Origin of the sequence: Kribbella shirazensis (genome assembly GCF_011761605.1) — a bacterium.
GTDB classification, from domain to species: domain Bacteria; phylum Actinomycetota; class Actinomycetes; order Propionibacteriales; family Kribbellaceae; genus Kribbella; species Kribbella shirazensis.
The window spans coordinates 6,191,696-6,209,488 of record NZ_JAASRO010000001.1 but is presented as its reverse complement, the minus strand read 5'-3'; the positions used below and the strand labels follow the sequence as shown (position 1 = coordinate 6,209,488).

The following is a 17,793-nucleotide window of genomic DNA, read 5'->3' as shown; positions in this document are numbered from 1 at the left end:
CCCATCGTGACCGTGGGTTTCTGGCCGTGGTCTGACGGGTCGAGTAGCGTTCCCCCTTGCCATGTCTAGTCTGAGTTCCGCCGTGATGATTCCGGCCTCCATCCCCAGCCCGAGCCAGGGTGTCTGGCATCTCGGCCCGGTGCCGATCCGCGCCTACGCGCTGTGCATCCTGGCCGGCATCTTCGTCGGCTACTGGCTCGGCCGCCGGCGCTGGGTGGCGCGCGGCGGGTCGGCGCCGGTGCTCGCCGACATCATGTTCTGGGCCATTCCGTTCGGACTCGTCGGTGCGCGGATCTACCACGTGATCACCGACGCCGAGCAGTACTTCGGCCCGGGCGAAGGCAGCCCGATCGACGCCCTGAAGATCTGGCACGGCGGGCTGGGCGTGTGGGGCGCGGTCGGCTTCGGCGCCCTCGGCGCCTGGATCGCCTGCCGGCGGGCGAAGGTCCCGTTCCTGGCGGTCGCGGACGCGATGGCGCCGGGGATCGCGCTGGCGCAGGTGTTCGGCCGGTTCGGCAACTACTTCAACCAGGAGCTGTTCGGCCGGCCGACGACCCAGCCGTGGGGTCTGGAGATCGCCTTCGGCAACCGGCCGACCGGGTACCAGGACTTCGCGACCTTCCACCCGACCTTCCTGTACGAGGCGATCTGGAACCTGGGCGTGGTGGCGCTGATCATCCTGCTCGACCGTCGCTTCAAGTTCGGCCACGGACGGGCGTTCTTCCTGTACGTCGCGGCGTACACCGCGGGCCGCGCGTGGATCGAGGACCTGCGCATCGACACCGCGAACCACTTCCTCGGCCTCCGGCTGAACGTGTGGACCTCGATCATCCTGTTCGTCCTCGCCGTGGTCGCCTTCGTCATCAGCGCCAAGCGCCACCCGGGCCAGGAAGACGTCTCGTCCGGCCCCGCCGCCGGCCAGCCGGCCGACAGCGAGAAGCAGGCCGCCGAGCCGAGCGACGCGGAGCCGGATGCCGCCGAGCCGAGCGACGCGAAGCCGGATGCCGCCGAGCCGAGCGCAGCGAAGGCGGACCGCGACGAGGCGCCCACCGCCAAAGCCAACGACGGGTCTCGTGACTGAGACCCCGGGGGTCTCGGCCGAGCATCACGGGGACCACACGCACCGTGATGTGAACGGCGGCTGGCTACGGCCGGCGGTGTTCGGCGCGATGGACGGCCTGGTCTCGAACTTCGCGCTGATCGCCGGTATGGACGGCGGCACGAGTTCGGGCTCGAAGTTCATCGTGCTCGCCGGTCTGGCGGGCCTGGCCGCGGGCGCGTTCTCGATGGCGGCGGGGGAGTACACCTCGGTCGCGTCGCAGCGCGAGCTCGCCCGCGCCGAGATCGAGGTCGAGCGCGCCGAGATCAGGAAGCACCCGATCGACGAGGAGATCGAGCTCGCCGAGACCTACCGGGCGAAGGGCCTCGACCCCGACCTGGCCAGCAAGGTCGCCAAGCAGTTCCACTCGGATCCGGACCAGGCCCTCGAGGAGCACGTCCGCGAGGAGCTCGGCATCGACCTCACCGACCTTCCGAACCCGGTGGTCGCGGCCGCGTCGTCGTTCATCTGCTTCGCGATCGGGGCGTTCGTCCCGCTGGCGCCGTACCTGGTCGGTGCCGGGAACGTCCTGCCGTCGCTGATCCTGTCCCTGACCGCGCTCTTCGCCTGCGGCGCCGTCGTCTCCCACGTCACCAGCCGTTCCTGGTGGTACTCCGGCCTCCGCCAACTCCTCCTCGGCGCCGCCGCGGCCGGCCTCACCTACTTCGTCGGCACACTCGTGGGACCCGGAATCGGCTGAGTCTGGGTGAACAGGCTGCTGTAGGCGTTGAGCGCGGGCTGGCCGCCGAGGTGGGCGTACAGGACCGTGGAGTGCTCGGGGATGTCGCCGGTGCGGATCAGGTCGATCAGGCCGGCCATCGACTTTCCTTCGTAGACCGGGTCGATGATCATGCCCTCGAGCTGACCGGTGAGCCTGATCGCGTCGAGGGTGGACTGCACCGGGATGCCGTACTCGTCGCCGGCCCAGCCCTCCAGGACCGTGATCTCGTCGTCGCGCAGTTCCCGGCCGAGGCCGATCAGCTCCGCCGTGCCGCGCGCGATCCGCTCGACCTGGTCGCGGGTCTCCTGGAGCTTCGCGCTCGCGTCGATCCCGATCACCCGGCGCGGCCTGTCCTGTCCGGCGAAGCCCGCGATCATCCCGGCGTGCGTCGACCCGGTGACCGAGCAGACCACGATCGTGTCGAAGAAGACGCCGAGTTCCTGCTCCTGCTGTTGCACCTCGTAGGCCCACTGGGCGAAGCCGAGTCCGCCGAGCCGGTGGTCCGAGGCGCCGGCCGGGATCGCGTACGGCGTACCGCCGCGCGCCTCGACGTCCGCGAGCGCCTGCTTCCAGCTGTCCTTGAAGCCGATCCCGAACCCGGACGGATCCAGCCGCACCTCGGCGCCCATGATCCGGCTGAGCAGGATGTTCCCGATCCGGTCGTTGAGGGAGTCCGGCCAGTTCACCCAGTTCTCCTGGACGAGGACCGCCTTGAGGCCGACCTTCGCCGCCACCGCGGCCACCTGGCGGGTGTGGTTCGACTGGTAGCCGCCGATCGACACCAGCGTGTCGGCGCCCTGCGCGAGCGCGTCCGGGATCAGGTACTCCAGCTTCCGCGTCTTGTTCCCGCCGTACGCCAGACCGGAGTTGCAGTCCTCCCGTTTCGCCCAGATCTTGGCCCCACCGAGGTGCGCCGACAGCCGCTCCAGCGGGTGGACCGGGCTCGGTCCGAACAGCAACGGGTACCGCGGAAAATCACTGAGCGCCATGGGTTTCCTCCACTAGGGTCGGCAGGATGTTCCCCGCTGAGATCGACGTCCCGCCTCTGACGTACCTCGACCAGCTAGGCACCATCTTCACCCGCTTCGGCACCCAGGACTCCGGCAACATCTCGTACGGCGTGCAGGCCGACGGCGCGCGGTACTTCGTCAAGACCGCCGGCGACCCCACCGACAGCCGGCCGTACGTCGACTTCGACGGCCGCGTCGCCCTCCTCCGGACCGCGGCCGAACTGGCGCGGTCGGTCACGCACCACACGATGCCCGGGCTGCACACCGTCGTCGAGTCGCCGGCCGGGCCGCTCCTCGTCTACGAGTGGCGTGACGGTGACCTGCTGGGCGAACCGGCGGCTCGCGAGCGCTTCCAGGCGCTGCCCACCGAGGAGATCCTGGCCGCCCTCCACGCCCTGTACGAACTGCACGCCGCCCTGGACGCGGCCGGCTGGGTCGAGGGCGACTTCTACGACGGCGCGATGCTGTACGACTTCGACGCGCGCCGGTTGACCGTGATGGACCTGGACACGTACCACCGCGGGCCGTACCGCAACACGATGGGCCGGATGTTCGGCTCGAGCCGCTTCATGGCGCCCGAGGAGCACGCCCTCGGTGCGCCGATCGACAGCCGTACGACGGCGTACGTCATGGCTCGCACCGCGCTGGTCCTGCTGCCCGAGCCGCCGCCCGCGCTGCACGCCGTGCTGCTCGAGGCGACGACGACCCGATTTCCCAGCTATCAGGCGTTCTACGAGGCGTGGCTGACCGCCTCGTCCACAACCGCCGACAACCTGACCAACCGCTCCACGTGATCACCCGGGTCGTCCTGCGTCAGCGCCCAAGCAGCCCGGGACACCCCGGTGTACGCCGCAACCAGCGCCGCCCCACAGCGCACCGCGCCCGACGTCCGGTCGCCGCCGTGCGCGGCGATCAGGTCGTCCAAGGGGACGTCGGTGGCGAGGAGCAGGTATCCGAGGTCGAAGCCGCTCGGTCCCAGGCCGAACTGTTCCCAGTCGACGGCGATCACGTCGTCGCCGTCCCGCCCGAGCAGGTTCACCGTGTGCGCGTCGCCGTGTGTCGGCACCCGGGGAAGCCCGTCCAGGACGGCCAACGCCGATTCACGCCTCGCCCAGAGCTCCTCGACCGCCGGTGAGGCGAGCCCTGCGCGGGCCAACGGAGCCCACCCGCCGCGGCGCTCCACGGTCCGCAGACGCTCCCGCAGTACGTCGCGCGCACCCCAGGCAGGCTCGACCACGAAACAGGCTCCGAAGCGCCCCAGAGCCTCAGCCAGGTCACCTGGAGTCCATCCCGCCGGGGACGTGTAGGCCATCCGCAGCGTAATGCCGCCCGCGTCCCGCTCCACGCCACGACATGCGGGTGAACGCAGCCCCGGCGTACGTGCGACAACGCCGGACTCGGCGACGAGGGCCTGCCGTTCCCAGTACGCGTGGTGGCGAGGCTCGGTCACGCCGGGGACCAGGCGCTTCACGACCTGTCCGTCCGGGGCCCGCCAGACGCCGCCGGTCGCCTGGCCGGTGCCGGGGGTGAGCGGTTGCCAGTCGGGAGAAGGCTGCCAGGGCATAGGACACGCCTATCAGGGCGACGCGGTCTCAGCAGGTGAATTTCAGGTGAGCTGGGTGGTTTGGGAGGAGGCCTGGCTGGGATGATGGAGGGCCAGAGTGAGCGCTTGCTTACGGAGGGTTATCAAGGCGTTTCGCGGTGGACAGGAAGTCCATGTGGCGGGCGTCATGAGGTAGTCTCGGGACTCCCGGCTTGGGCCAGTGTTGTCCCGCGGCCAGTTGTGTTGACCGTAGGACGACGGGAGCTCCTGAATGTATGGTCGCCCCCCATTCCCGAGCGAGGGTCTGTACGACGGACGCCACGAGCACGATGCGTGTGGTGTCGCCTTCGTCGCGACTCTGACCGGTGAACCCAGCCACGACATCGTGGCCAAGGCTTTGACCGCCCTGCGGAACCTCGAGCACCGTGGTGCGTCCGGTGCCGAACCCGATTCCGGCGACGGCGCCGGCATCCTGATCCAGGTCCCGGACGCGTTCTACCGCAAGGCGTGCGAGTTCGAGCTGCCCGCGCCTCACAGCTACGCGACCGGTATCGCCTTCCTCCCGGCCGACGCCGACGACGCCGCGAAGGCGGTCGCGCGCATCGAGGAGCTGGCGGCCGAGGAACAGCTGGACGTGGTCGGCTGGCGGGACATCCCGACCACCCCTGAGCTGCTGGGCGCGACCGCCCGCTCGGTGATGCCGACGTTCAAGCAGCTGTTCGTGACCGCGCAGGCGGGCCGTGTGCTCGGCCTGGCGCTGGAGCGGATGGCGTTCCGGCTGCGCAAGCGCGCCGAGAAGGAGACTGCGACGTACTTCCCGTCGCTGTCCGGCCGGACCATCACCTACAAGGGGATGCTCACCACCGACCAGCTGGACAAGTTCTTCCCCGAGCTGACCGACCCCGACCTCGCCTCCGCGATCGGCGTCGTGCACTCGCGGTTCTCCACCAACACGTTCCCGTCCTGGCCGCTGGCCCACCCGTACCGGTACATCGCCCACAACGGCGAGATCAACACCGTCCAGGGCAACCGGAACTGGATGCGCGCCCGCGAGGCGCTGCTCGCCAGCGACCTGATCCCCGGCGACCTCGAGCAGCTCTACCCGATCTGTACGCCGGGAGCGTCCGACTCCGCGTCCTTCGACGAGGTCCTCGAGCTCCTGCACCTCGGCGGCCGCTCGCTGCCGCACGCGATGCTGATGATGATCCCGGAGGCGTGGGAGAACGCCACCACGATGGACCCGAAGCGGCGTGCGTTCTACGAGTTCCACTCGACGCTGATGGAGCCGTGGGACGGCCCGGCGTCGGTGGTCTTCTCCGACGGCACGAAGGTCGGCGCGGTCCTGGACCGCAACGGCCTGCGCCCCTCCCGCTACTGGGTGACCGAGGACGGTCTCGTCGTCCTGGCCTCCGAGGCCGGTGTCCTGGACATCGACCCGGCCACCGTGACCGAGAAGGGCCGTCTCGAGCCCGGCCGGATCTTCCTGGTCGACGTCGACGCGCACCGGATCATCACCGACGCCGAGGTGAAGAACGCGCTCGCGGCAGAGCACCCGTACGACGAGTGGCTGCACGCCGGCCTGATCCGGTTCGAGGACCTGCACGAGCGCGAGCACGTCGTCCACAGCCACGCGTCGGTGACCCGGCGCCAGCAGGTCTTCGGGTACACCGAGGAGGAGCTGCGGGTCATCCTCACCCCGATGGCGAAGGCGGGCGCGGAGCCGATCGGCTCGATGGGCACCGACACCCCGATCGCGGTGCTGAGTGACCGCCCGCGGCTGCTGTTCGACTACTTCGCGCAGCTGTTCGCCCAGGTCACGAACCCGCCGCTGGACGCGATCCGCGAGGAGCTGGTGACCTCGCTGTCGTCCAGCCTCGGCCCGGAGTCGAACCTGCTGAACCCGAGCCCGGCGTCCTGCCGGCAGGTGGTGATCCCGTTCCCGGTGATCACCAACGACGAGCTGGCCAAGCTCCGGCACATCAACCTCGACGGCGACATGCCCGGCCTGGCCACCACGGTCCTGCGCGGTGTGTACGACGTCGAGGGTGGCGGCGACGCGCTGAAGGCCCGGCTCGACGAGCTGTGCGCCGAGGCGAGCGCCGCGATCCAGGACGGCGCCCGCATCCTGGTGCTGTCCGACCGGCACTCGAACGCCGACAAGGCACCGATCCCGTCGCTCCTGCTGACCTCGGCCGTCCACCACCACCTGGTGCGCGAGAAGACCCGTACGCAGGTCGGCCTCGTCGTGGAGGCCGGTGACGTCCGCGAGGTCCACCACGTCGCGCTCCTGATGGGGTACGGCGCGGCGGCGATCAACCCGTACCTGGCGCTGGAGTCCGTCGAGGACCTGTGCCGCCAGGGCACCTACCTGCCGGGCGTCGAGCCCGAGCAGGCGATCCGCAACGTGGTGAAGTCGCTCGGCAAGGGCGTCCTCAAGGTCATGTCGAAGATGGGTGTCTCGACCGTCGCGTCGTACACGGGCGCCCAGATCTTCGAGGCGAACGGGCTGGCCCCGGAGCTGGTCGACCAGTACTTCACCGGCACGGCGTCCAAGCTCGGCGGTATCGGCCTGGACACGATCGCCGAGGAGGTACGTCGCCGGCACCTGCGCGCGTACCCGGCCGACGGCATCCTGCCCGCGCACCGCAAGCTCGAGATCGGCGGCGAGTACCAGTGGCGCCGTGAGGGCGAGCCGCACCTGTTCGACCCGGAGACGGTGTTCCGGCTGCAGCACAGCACCCGGACCGGGCGGTACGACATCTTCAAGCAGTACACGTCCCGCGTCGACGAGCAGTCCGAGCGGCTGATGACGCTGCGCGGCCTGTTCGGATTCAGCAGCGACCGGCAGCCGATCCCGATCGAGGAGGTGGAGCCGGCCGGCGAGATCGTCAAGCGGTTCTCGACCGGCGCGATGAGCTACGGCTCGATCAGCGCCGAGGCGCACACCACGCTGGCGATCGCGATGAACCAGCTCGGCGGCAAGTCGAACACCGGTGAGGGCGGCGAGGACGCCGACCGGCTGTACGACCCGGCCCGGCGGAGCTCGATCAAGCAGGTCGCGTCCGGTCGCTTCGGCGTCACCGCGGAGTACCTGACGAACTCCGACGACATCCAGATCAAGATGGCGCAGGGCGCGAAGCCCGGTGAGGGCGGGCAGCTGCCCGGCCCGAAGGTGTACCCGTGGGTGGCCAGCACCCGGCACTCGACGCCGGGCGTCGGCCTGATCTCGCCGCCGCCGCACCACGACATCTACTCGATCGAGGACCTGGCGCAGCTGATCCACGACCTGAAGAACGCGAACCCGGCGGCCCGCATCCACGTGAAGCTGGTGTCCGAGGTCGGGGTCGGGACGATCGCGGCGGGCGTCTCCAAGGCGCACGCGGACGTCGTACTGATCTCCGGTCACGACGGCGGTACCGGCGCGGCGCCGCTGACGTCGCTGAAGCACGCGGGCGGTCCGTGGGAGCTCGGCCTGGCCGAGACCCAGCAGACCCTGCTGCTGAACGGGTTGCGCGACCGGATCGTGGTCCAGACCGACGGCCAGCTGAAGACCGGCCGGGACGTGGTCATCGCAGCCCTGCTCGGCGCGGAGGAGTACGGCTTCGCGACCGCTCCGCTGGTGGTGTCGGGCTGCATCATGATGCGGGTCTGTCACCTGGACACCTGCCCAGTCGGCGTCGCCACCCAGAACCCGGTGCTGCGCGAGCGGTACTCCGGCAAGCCCGAGTTCGTGGTGAACTTCTTCGAGTTCATCGCCGAGGAGGTCCGCGAGTACCTGGCGCAGCTCGGCTTCCGCACCCTGGACGAGGCGATCGGTCACGCCGAGGTGCTGGACGTCCAGCGCGCGGTGGACCACTGGAAGGCCGACGGCCTCGACCTGTCGCCGATCCTGCACGTCCCGGCGCTGCCCGAGGGCGCGTCGCGGCACCGGACCGTCGAGCAGAACCACGGCCTCGACAAGGCGCTCGACAACGAGCTGATCCGGATCTGCCGGCCGGCGCTGGACAACGGCGAACCGGTCCGCGCGCAGGTCGCGATCCGCAACGTCAACCGCACCGTCGGCACCATGCTCGGCCACGAGATCACCAAGCGGTACCGTGCGGCCGGTCTGCCGGACGGCACCGTCGACCTGACCTTCACCGGGTCGGCCGGCAACTCGTTCGCCGCCTTCGTGCCGCGCGGGGTCACCCTGCGACTCGAGGGTGACGCCAACGACTACGTCGGCAAGGGCCTGTCCGGCGGCCGGGTCGTCATCCGGCCCGACCGGCGGGCGCGGTTCGACGCCGCCGACCAGATCATCGCCGGCAACGTCATCGCGTACGGCGCGACGTCCGGCGAACTGTTCATCAGCGGCGGGGCGGGCCAGCGGTTCTGCGTCCGGAACTCCGGCGCGACCGCGGTCGTCGAAGCGGTCGGCGACCACGCCTGCGAGTACATGACCGGTGGGCGCGTCGTCGTACTGGGCGCCGTCGGCCGGAACTTCGCGGCGGGCATGTCGGGCGGCGTGGCCCACGTGCTCGACCTGGACCCCGCCCTCGTCAACCCGGAGCTGGTCGACCTGCGTCCGGCCGACGAGGAGGAGTCCGAACTGTTGCAGGACCTGGTCCGGCGGCACCACGAGGAGACCGGTTCGGAACGGGCGGCCAAGCTGCTCGCCGACTGGCCCGCCGCCGCTGCCCGGTTCACCACGGTGATGCCCCGCGACTACGCCCGGGTGCTGGCGGCCAAGGCGGCCGCCGAGCGCGACGGCCTGGACGAGGACGCCACCACGCGAGCGATGATGGAGGCCATCTGATGGCTGACCCCAAGGGATTCCTGACCCACGGGCGGGAGGTCGCCGAGCGGCGGCCGGTCGGCGAACGGGTGCAGGACTGGAAAGAGGTCTACCCCGGCGGGCCCGGCAAGGCGCTGCTGCCGATCATCGGCAAGCAGGCGGGCCGCTGCATGGACTGCGGCATCCCGTTCTGCCACAACGGCTGCCCGCTGGGCAACCTGATCCCGGAGTGGAACGACCTGGTCTGGCGCGACGACTGGTCGAGCGCGATCGAGCGGCTGCACGCGACCAACAACTTCCCGGAGTTCACCGGCCGGCTGTGCCCGGCGCCGTGCGAGACCGCGTGTGTGCTCGGCATCAACCAGGACCCGGTGACGATCAAGAACGTCGAGGTCGCGATCATCGACAAGGCCTGGGAGACCGGTGACGTCAAGCCGCAGCCGCCCGAGTGGCTGACCGGCAAGACGATCGCCGTCGTCGGCTCCGGCCCGGCGGGCCTGGCCGCGGCGCAGCAGCTGACCCGCGCGGGGCACACGGTCGCGGTGTACGAGCGCGCCGACCAGCCCGGCGGACTGCTGCGGTACGGCATCCCCGAGTTCAAGATGGAGAAGCTCCAGGTCGACCGCCGGATCCAGCAGATGAAGGAGGAGGGCACGGTCTTCCGCTCCGGCGTCGACGTCGGCGTGGACGTGACCGGCACCCAGCTCAAGCAGCGGTACGACGCGGTGGTCATCGCGACCGGGTCGACGGCGGCCCGCGACCTGCCGGTACCGGGCCGTGAGTACGGCGGCATCCACCAGGCGATGGAGTACCTGCCGCAGGCCAACCGGGTCGCGCTCGGGCAGACCGTCGAGGACCAGATCGTTGCGACCGGCAAGGACGTGGTGATCATCGGCGGCGGCGACACCGGCGCGGACTGCCTCGGTACGGCGCACCGCCAGGGTGCCCGTTCCGTGACCCAGCTGGAGATCATGCCGCGGCCGTCCGACGAGCGCCCGGGGCACCAGCCGTGGCCGACGTACCCGATGATCTACCGGGTCGCGTCCGCGCACGAGGAGGGCGGCGACCGCGTGTACGCCGTCTCCACGGTCAACTTCGAGGCCGATGCCGACGGCAACGTCTCCGCGCTGAACCTGGTCGAGGTCGAGTTCAAGGACGGGAAGTTCAGCCCGGTCGAGGGCTCCGAGCGGACCATCCCGGCGCAGCTGGTGCTGCTCGCGATGGGCTTCCTCGGGCCGGAGCGTGAGGGTTTCCTCGAGCAGCTCGGCGTCGAGCTCGACGAGCGCGGCAACGTGAAGCGGGACACCAACTACCAGACCTCGGTGGACGGCGTCTTCGTCTGCGGTGACGCCGGCCGCGGTCAGTCCCTGATCGTGTGGGCGATCGCCGAGGGCCGGTCCTGCGCGAACGGCGTGGACACCCACCTCACCGGCTCGTCCACCCTCCCAACCCCCATCCCACCCACCGCCCGCCCCCTGGCGGTCTGAACCAGAGCCCCACTTTGGGCCCCCAAGCAACCAGATCCCGCCCCGGGAAACGGTTGGTCGGTGCTCAAGGTGGGGCTTCTCGGTAGGTTTGTGGTTGTGGTGGTGCGGTTGGTGACGAAGGCTCGGCTGCGGACGATTGCGCCGTGGGCCGGGTTGAGCGTGTTGTTCGTGGCGACCTCGGTCGTGGTCGGGCTGTTCGGGTTCGCGAACGACTCCGAGCGGGTCACGATCGGCGCGCACGCGGCGACCGTGTCACCGACGTTCGACGGGCACGCGACACTCGACCTCGGCGCGGTCCTGCCCCGGCTGCGGATCCCGGCCGACACGCCGGCGGGCATCGGCGTCAACATCGACGTCCAGGAGACCGACGCCGACAACCTCACCGAGCTGCTCACCCGGGACGCGCTGATCGCCTCCCAGCCCGACGGTGAGATCGGGCGGATCAGGCAGGTCGTCGAGCAGATGGCCGTCGACAACGCGGTCGCCGGCGCCGGGTCGGGCCTGCTCGTGGTCGTGGTGGTCGCGACGCTGTGGACCGCGTTGGGGGCACGGCGGCGGCGCGAGTTGTGGCACCTGGTGCACCGGCACGAGCGCCGGTTCGAGCACCGGTCGATCGTCGTCCTGGTCGCGATGCTGATCACGATCGCGTCGATCTACGGACCGGGACGGATGCGGCCGGCCGAAGTACCGCCGACACAGTGGCAGCCGTTGTTCAAGCTGCTGCCGGAACTGGCGTTCGACGACCGGCTGAAGACGGTCGAGGTGGCGTCCGGGTTCTCCACCACGGGCGGTGTCGGGGTGATCCGGACGCTCGTGGAGACGTACCGCAAGTCCACCGAGCTGTACGGCCGGCTCAAGGACGGCGTCGACGAGGTCGCGACGCAGATTCATCGACCGGGCGAGGACGAGACGGTCGCGCTGCTGGTCTCGGACCGGCACGACAACATCGGGATCGACGGCTTCGCCGCCGAGGTCGCCAAGGTGGGCGGCGCCAAGGTGCTGATCGACGCCGGTGACGACACATCGGCAGGGCAGAGCTGGGAGGCGTTCAGCATCAACTCGCTGCGCCAGCACTTCAAGGACCTCAAGGTGGTCGCAGTGGCCGGCAACCACGACGCCGGCGGCCACGTCGAGAACGTCATGCGCAAGTCCGGGTTCACCGTGCTCGACAGCAAACCGGTCGAGGTCGAGGGGATCCGGTTCCTCGGTGACAGCGACCCGACGAAGACCGGGCTCGGCAGCGCGGACCGCCCGGGGGACGAGACGATCGCGCAGCAGTCGGAGCGGCTCGCGGACATCGCCTGCGAGCAGCCGGACGACAAGCGGATCTCGACGATGGTGGTGCACGACCCGTCGTCGTTCGCGGACACGGCCGCCCGCGGGTGCGCGACCCTGCTGTTGTCCGGTCACCTGCACCGCCAGGTCGGGCCCGAACACCGGGTGGTCGACGGGCGCGCGGTCACGACGTACACGAACGGGACGACCGGGGGAGCGGCGTACGCCTTCGCCCTCGGGTACACGCTGCGCAAGCCGGCCGAGGTCACGCTGATCACGTACCGGCAGGGGCTGCCGATCGGGCTGCAGGTGGTCGCCGCCCAGCCGAGCGGCGCGGTGACGGTCGGGCCCTACACACCCCTTGGTTCTTGACGATTCAGGCGATGTCGCCGTTCGTCGTCCAGTGTTAACTGTCCAGTAACGGGGGCGGACCAGCGGACCCAGTGGTTTGCAGGAGTAGGGTTTTGTGACGTGCGTCGCGCAAAGATCGTTTGTACGCTCGGCCCGGCTACGGCCGCCCCGGAGCGCATCACTGAACTCGTCCAAGCAGGTATGGACGTCGCAAGGCTCAACCTGAGCCACGGCGCCCATGCCGAGCATGAGCGCATCTACCAGCGGATCCGGACCGCGGCGGCGGAGACCGGCAGCAACGTCGGCATCCTCGTCGACCTGCAGGGTCCGAAGATCCGGCTGGCCGAGTTCGCCGAGGGCAAGGCAACGCTGACCTACGGCGAGCGCTTCACGATCACCACCCGGGAGGTGCCGGGCGACCAGACCATCTGCGGTACGACGTACGACGGCCTGCCCGGCGACGTGAACCCGGGCGACCAGCTGCTGATCGACGACGGGCGGATCGCGCTCGTGGCCGAGGAGGTCACCGAGACCGACGTGGTCTGCCGGGTCACCGTCGGCGGGCCGGTGTCGAACAACAAGGGCATCAACCTGCCGGGCGTCTCGGTCAGCGTGCCCGCGCTCTCGGAGAAGGACGCCGAGGACCTGCGCTGGGCGCTGCACCTGCCGGCCGACATGATCGCGCTGTCGTTCGTCCGGGACGCGGCCGACATCCAGCTGGTGCACAAGATCATGGACGAGGAGGGTCTGCGGATCCCGGTCGTCGCCAAGATCGAGAAGCCGCAGGCGGTCGCCAACCTGGACGAGATCATCGAGGCGTTCGACGGGTTCATGGTGGCCCGCGGCGACCTCGGCGTGGAGCTCCCGCTCGAGGAGGTCCCGCTGGTCCAGAAGCTGATCATCGACCAGGCCCGGCTGAACGCGAAGCCGGTCATCGTCGCGACCCAGATGCTCGAGTCGATGATCTCCGCGCCGCGGCCGACCCGCGCGGAGGCCTCCGACGTCGCGAACGCCGTACTCGACGGCGCCGACGCGGTGATGCTGTCCGGTGAGACCAGCGTCGGGCGGTTCCCGATCGAGACCGTCAAGACGATGGCGCGGATCGTGGAGTCGACCGAGGAGCACGGTCTCAGCCGGGTCCAGGAGATCGAGTGGGAGCCGAAGACCAAGGGCGGCGTGATCGCCCGCGCGGCCGCGGACGTGGCGGAGCGGCTGGAGGCGAAGTACCTGGTCGCGTTCACCCAGTCCGGCGACACCGCGCTCCGGCTGGCGAGGTACCGCACCGAGATCCCGGTCCTCGCCTTCACCCCGGTCCCGTCGGTCAGCTCCTGGCTGTCGGTCGTCTGGGGCATCGAGACCCACATCGTCCCCACCGTCGACCACACCGACGAGATGGTCCGCCAGGTCGACCAGCGCCTCCTCGAACTCGGCAAACTCCAGAAGGGCGACCTGGTCGTCATCGTCGCCGGCTCCCCACCCAGCATCCCCGGCTCCACCAACGCCCTCCGAGTCCACCGCATGGGCGACGCCATCCAAGGCATAGCCCCCGCCTACCGCAACCCCAACCCGTAGGCCGGAAGAGCTGTTGAAGCGGGCGGTCGACCGGCCGCCCGCTTCGTACGTCCTCAGGATTTCGGGCCGATGAAGGTGTCGAGGGTGGCGACGCCCTCTCGGCGGGCTACCGAGAGGGCGTTCGGGCGGGGCATGCGCCAGGGGATGTCGAGGAGATCGAGTGCCCACTGGCAGATGTGCATGATGTCCGCGGACTCGTTGGAGAACATATAGCGGGGGTATTCGTACCGCTTCGGTTGACCGGCGACGATGCGCGTCGCCCAGTTGGCGACGCGGCAGCCATCGGAGTTGAACAGGCCACGCAGGAACAGGTCAGGGTGCCCGGCAACGATCTCCTGCTGCCAGTCCGCGAGCGCGACCGTACGCCGGTGCTTCGGCCCCGGCCCGTGCTGCGGAAACAGACACGTCCAGTGCTTCCAGTACGAAAGAACTGAGGTGTATCCGACCGCCTGAACCCGGTGCACCGGACGGCCAGGGTGTACAGCCCGGACAACCGACTCAGCTTCGTCGATCAGCCGCGGGTACACGTCATCACACGCGAGCCGCAGCGCATATACGTCCCGCCGGTGCCGCGACAGACAACCGTCGCCCAGATACAACCCCAGCAGATGCGCGTACGACGGGTTGTCGAGCTTCCCGGTCCCACACCGCGGGCACTCGCTCGGTCGCGCTGGACGCTCCGGGTGTTCCCGCCAGTCACGGAGCGCCGCCCGGCTGACCCCGAGGCGCTTGCTGATCGAGTTCAGACTCTCGTCGGCTCCGATCGCCGCAAGCGCGATCGCCCGCATCTGCTCGTCGTACATGAGCCGAGCTTCGCGGCCGCCGCCGACAGATTTCTGTGCCCTGGGTGGGACTCGAACCCACACTGTACGGGTTTTGAATCCGCATTCTCTGCCAATTGGAATACCAGGGCTGGCTCGCCAGAATCGTAGCGTACCCGGGCGCCGGTTCGTGAATCTCAAGGCCCCGAAACTGTCGGTGCTCTGTCAGAACATGAGGCATGGGGCACATCAGACCGCAGGAGACGGTGGACTCTGCGTTGCGGATGTCGGACAACGGGGTCAGCGATCGGACCAACGCCGAGATCCACGGTGTGGCAATCAAGACCATTCGGCGGTGGCGGCGACTTTATCAGCGGCGCGGGTTGCCGCGTGGTACAGCGTTTCAAGGGACGCCGTGCCCGCGATGTGACGGGGCCGAGCTCGACGAGGCTGCTTACGCGCTCCTGCTCGGCTGGTACCTCGGCGACGGGCACATCGCGCGTGCCCGTCGGGGTGTCTTCACGCTGCAGATTGTGAACGATCAGAAGTATCCCGAGCTCAACCGCGAGATCTTCGAGACCATCAAGCGGGTCAAGCCGACCGCGAGCCCTTGTCCCCGCCGCGGCGTGGGCGTGGTCCGGACCGAGGCGCGTTGGAAGCACTGGCCGTGTCTGTTTCCGCAGCACGGACCGGGTTTGAAGCATCTGAGGAAGATCGAGCTGTTGTCCTGGCAGCAGGAGATCGTTGCCAAGTACCCCGAACAGTTGCTGCGCGGGCTGTTGCACTCGGACGGGTGCCGCTTTGTGAACTGGGCCAGCAAGCCGGCAACAGGGAAGCGGTACTACTACGTGCGGTACATGTTCTCGAATGAGTCGGACGACATCCGGAAGATACTGACGGATGCGCTGGACTTGTTGGGGATCGCTTGGCGGCAGCCCCGCCGGAACATGATCGCGGTGAGCCGGCAGGAAGCGGTTGCTGCGCTTGACCTGTTTGTGGGGCCGAAGTCGTGATGTGGGGTCGATAGGGTGTCAGCTGTGACTGCTAAGCGTGTGGTGATCGCTGAGGACGAGGCTTTGATCCGGATGGATCTGGCGGAGATGCTCGCGGAAGAGGGGTATGACGTCGTCGGGCAGGCGGGGGACGGCGAGGAGGCGATTCGGCTGGCGATCGAGCATCGGCCGGATCTGGTGATCCTCGACGTGAAGATGCCGAAGCTGGACGGGCTGAGTGCGGCGGAGAAGATCGCGGGGGACCGGATCGCGCCGGTGCTGATGCTCACGGCGTTCTCGCAGCGGGAGCTGGTCGAGCGGGCCCGGGACGCGGGCGCGATGGCGTACCTGGTGAAGCCGTTCTCCAAGGCCGACCTGCTGCCCGCGATCGAGATCGCCGCCTCCCGGTACGTCGAACTCGCCGAGCTGGAGCGCGAGGTCGCCGACCTGGCCGAGCGGCTGGAGACGCGCAAGCTGGTCGACCGCGCGAAGTCGATTCTGCAGACGAAGTTCGGGCTGTCCGAGCCGGACTCGTTCCGCTGGATCCAGAAGACCGCGATGGACAAGCGGGTCTCGATGCGCCAGGTCGCCGAGCTGGTCGTCAACGAGGCCGGCGACTCCTGACCGGCGCGCCGACAGCACTTTTCGTCATCGCGCTGCAATCACGGCGTGTCGTAACCGTGAGGTGAACCTCGCCGGAGATTCGTGACGAACCGTGGCGGTCCGGCAACATCAAACCCAGCAGATCTCACTGAACACCACCGCTCGCTGACCCTGAGTCACCACCAGGGGTCATAGGTCAGTAATCAGGTTGAGGGACGATGCTTACCGGGGTAACGACCTCACAACACAGCCTGTGCGCTGTTCGCTTGGAACCATCGCGGGGTCTAACCTGCGGATGCTCGCGGCAAATGCGCGAGAGTCCCGGATTCGCTGGGACTATCCAGACATGGGAGGAACAGTGCAACAGCGTTCCGTAGTACGGGTCGGCGCGTCGCTGATCGTTGCGTCGCTGGCCCTGACTGCCTGCGGCTCACGCAGTGGCGACGACTCTGGCGGGGGCGACGCAGGCTCGACCAAGACCGCGAAGATCGGCGTCATCGCGCCGCTGTCCGGAGACTTGTCGGCTCTGGGTCTGGGTATCCAGCACTCCGTCGAACTCGCCGTGAAGCAGGCCAACGACTCCAACGCGATCCCGGGCTGGAAGCTCGAGGTGGACGCCAAGGACGACGAGGCGAAGACCGAGCCGGGCAAGAACGCCGCGACGGCGCTCGCCAGCGACAAGGACGTCATCGGCGTCGTGGGCACGCTGAACACCAGCGTCAGCCAGCAGGTGCAGCCGGTGCTCGCGCCGAAGAACATCGTCCAGGTCTCGCCGGCCAACACCGGCCCTGGTCTGACCCAGGGCGCGCAGTGGCAGACGGCCCCGAAGCGTCCGTACCCGACGTACTTCCGCACCTGCACCACGGACGCCATCCAGGGCCCGTGGGCGGCGCGGTACCTGTACGAGACGGCGAAGATCACCAAGGTCGCCACGATCCACGACAAGAAGGCGTACGGCCAGGGCCTGGTCGGCACCTTCACCGAGGAGTTCAAGAAGCTCGGTGGTCAGATCGTCGCGGCGCAGACCATCAACCCGGACGACTCGAACTACCAGGCCGTGATCTCCGCGGTGAAGCCGTCCGCCCCGCAGGCGGTCTACTACGGCGGTGAGTACCCGAACGCCGGTCCGCTCTCGCAGCAGATGAAGGCCGCCGGTCTGAACGTCCCGCTGATGGGCGGCGACGGCATCTTCGACCCCAAGTACGTCACGCTGGCCGGTAAGACCAGCGACGGCGACCTGGCCACCTCGGTCGGCGCGCCGGTGGACTCGCTGGAGTCGGCGAAGAAGTTCGTCGCGGACTACAACGCGCAGAACTACAAGGAGCCGTATGCCGCGTACGGCGGCTACTCCTACGACGCCGCGAACGCGATCATCGCGGCGCTGAAGGTCTCGCTGAAGGACGCCAAGGACGTCGAGTCCGCGCGTAAGGCGACGGTTGAGGCCCTGGGCAAGGTGTCCTTCGACGGTGTGACCGGCAAGGTCGCCTTCGACGAGTACGGCGACACCACCTCCAAGGTGCTGACCGCCTACCAGGTCACGGCGGGCAAGTGGGTCGCCAAGGAGACCAAGGACTTCGAGAGCAAGTAAGCAGAGTCGACCTCATG

General features: G+C 69.0%; 13 protein-coding genes and 1 tRNA gene. 10 read left to right on the top strand and 4 right to left on the bottom strand.

Annotated elements, in window-relative coordinates; genetic code table 11:
* Window positions 1-61 precede the first annotated feature (61 nt).
* The gene (gene lgt, locus BJY22_RS29925; RefSeq protein WP_202891315.1) at window positions 62-1,081 is read left to right on the top strand and encodes a prolipoprotein diacylglyceryl transferase; all 1,020 of its coding nucleotides are present in this window, start codon (window positions 62-64) and stop codon (window positions 1,079-1,081) included.
* On the top strand, window positions 1,074-1,799 hold the full coding sequence (locus BJY22_RS29920; protein ID WP_337759451.1) for a VIT1/CCC1 transporter family protein: 726 nt from the start codon (window positions 1,074-1,076) through the stop codon (window positions 1,797-1,799). Before lgt ends, BJY22_RS29920 begins: the two co-directional genes overlap by 8 nt.
* On the opposite strand, the gene BJY22_RS29915 is transcribed toward BJY22_RS29920, so the two are convergent.
* On the bottom strand, window positions 1,760-2,809 hold the full coding sequence (locus BJY22_RS29915) for a 1-aminocyclopropane-1-carboxylate deaminase (protein ID WP_167213260.1): 1,050 nt from the start codon (window positions 2,807-2,809) through the stop codon (window positions 1,760-1,762). The two genes, BJY22_RS29920 and BJY22_RS29915, sit on opposite strands and share 40 nt — an antisense overlap.
* 26 nt (window positions 2,810-2,835) lie before the next feature.
* Here BJY22_RS29915 and BJY22_RS29910 point away from each other — a divergent pair, with 26 nt between their 5' ends.
* Entirely contained in the window at window positions 2,836-3,624 is a 789-nt protein-coding gene (locus BJY22_RS29910; RefSeq protein ID WP_167213257.1) for a serine/threonine protein kinase, read from the top strand.
* On the opposite strand, the gene BJY22_RS29905 is transcribed toward BJY22_RS29910, so the two are convergent.
* Window positions 3,561-4,394, bottom strand: coding sequence for a phosphotransferase (locus BJY22_RS29905; RefSeq protein WP_167213254.1), 834 nt, complete (start codon window positions 4,392-4,394; stop codon window positions 3,561-3,563). The genes BJY22_RS29910 and BJY22_RS29905 overlap by 64 nt on opposite strands.
* A gap of 250 nt (window positions 4,395-4,644) precedes the next feature.
* Between BJY22_RS29905 and gltB the strand changes: the two genes are divergently transcribed.
* From gltB to pyk, 4 genes are all read left to right on the top strand, one after another.
* Window positions 4,645-9,168: a glutamate synthase large subunit gene (gene gltB / locus BJY22_RS29900; RefSeq protein ID WP_167213251.1), complete on the top strand. Its 4,524-nt coding sequence runs from the start codon at window positions 4,645-4,647 to the stop codon at window positions 9,166-9,168.
* Window positions 9,168-10,634: a glutamate synthase subunit beta gene (locus BJY22_RS29895; protein ID WP_167213248.1), complete on the top strand. Its 1,467-nt coding sequence runs from the start codon at window positions 9,168-9,170 to the stop codon at window positions 10,632-10,634. Before gltB ends, BJY22_RS29895 begins: the two co-directional genes overlap by 1 nt.
* A gap of 111 nt (window positions 10,635-10,745) precedes the next feature.
* The gene (locus tag BJY22_RS29890; RefSeq protein WP_337759447.1) at window positions 10,746-12,281 is read left to right on the top strand and encodes a metallophosphoesterase family protein; all 1,536 of its coding nucleotides are present in this window, start codon (window positions 10,746-10,748) and stop codon (window positions 12,279-12,281) included.
* A 99-nt stretch (window positions 12,282-12,380) separates the two neighbouring features.
* Entirely contained in the window at window positions 12,381-13,832 is a 1,452-nt protein-coding gene (gene pyk / locus BJY22_RS29885; RefSeq protein WP_167213244.1) for a pyruvate kinase, read from the top strand.
* Between the two features lie 53 nt (window positions 13,833-13,885).
* On the opposite strand, the gene BJY22_RS29880 is transcribed toward pyk, so the two are convergent.
* Window positions 13,886-14,635 (bottom strand): transcriptional regulator, encoded by a 750-nt coding sequence (locus BJY22_RS29880; protein ID WP_167213241.1) that lies wholly within the window; start codon window positions 14,633-14,635, stop codon window positions 13,886-13,888.
* A gap of 36 nt (window positions 14,636-14,671) precedes the next feature.
* A tRNA-Leu gene (locus BJY22_RS29875) sits at window positions 14,672-14,745 on the bottom strand.
* Between the two features lie 114 nt (window positions 14,746-14,859).
* Between BJY22_RS29875 and BJY22_RS29870 the strand changes: the two genes are divergently transcribed.
* The 3 genes from BJY22_RS29870 (at window position 14,860) to BJY22_RS29860 (ending at window position 17,776) form a co-directional block, all read left to right on the top strand.
* On the top strand, window positions 14,860-15,606 hold the full coding sequence (locus BJY22_RS29870) for a transcriptional regulator (protein WP_337759446.1): 747 nt from the start codon (window positions 14,860-14,862) through the stop codon (window positions 15,604-15,606).
* Window positions 15,607-15,621: 15 nt separating this feature from the next.
* On the top strand, window positions 15,622-16,209 hold the full coding sequence (locus BJY22_RS29865) for a response regulator (protein WP_167213235.1): 588 nt from the start codon (window positions 15,622-15,624) through the stop codon (window positions 16,207-16,209).
* 337 nt (window positions 16,210-16,546) lie between these two features.
* Complete coding sequence (locus tag BJY22_RS29860) at window positions 16,547-17,776, top strand: ABC transporter substrate-binding protein (RefSeq protein ID WP_167213232.1); 1,230 nt, start codon at window positions 16,547-16,549, stop codon at window positions 17,774-17,776.
* The last annotated feature ends 17 nt before the right edge of the window (window positions 17,777-17,793 follow it).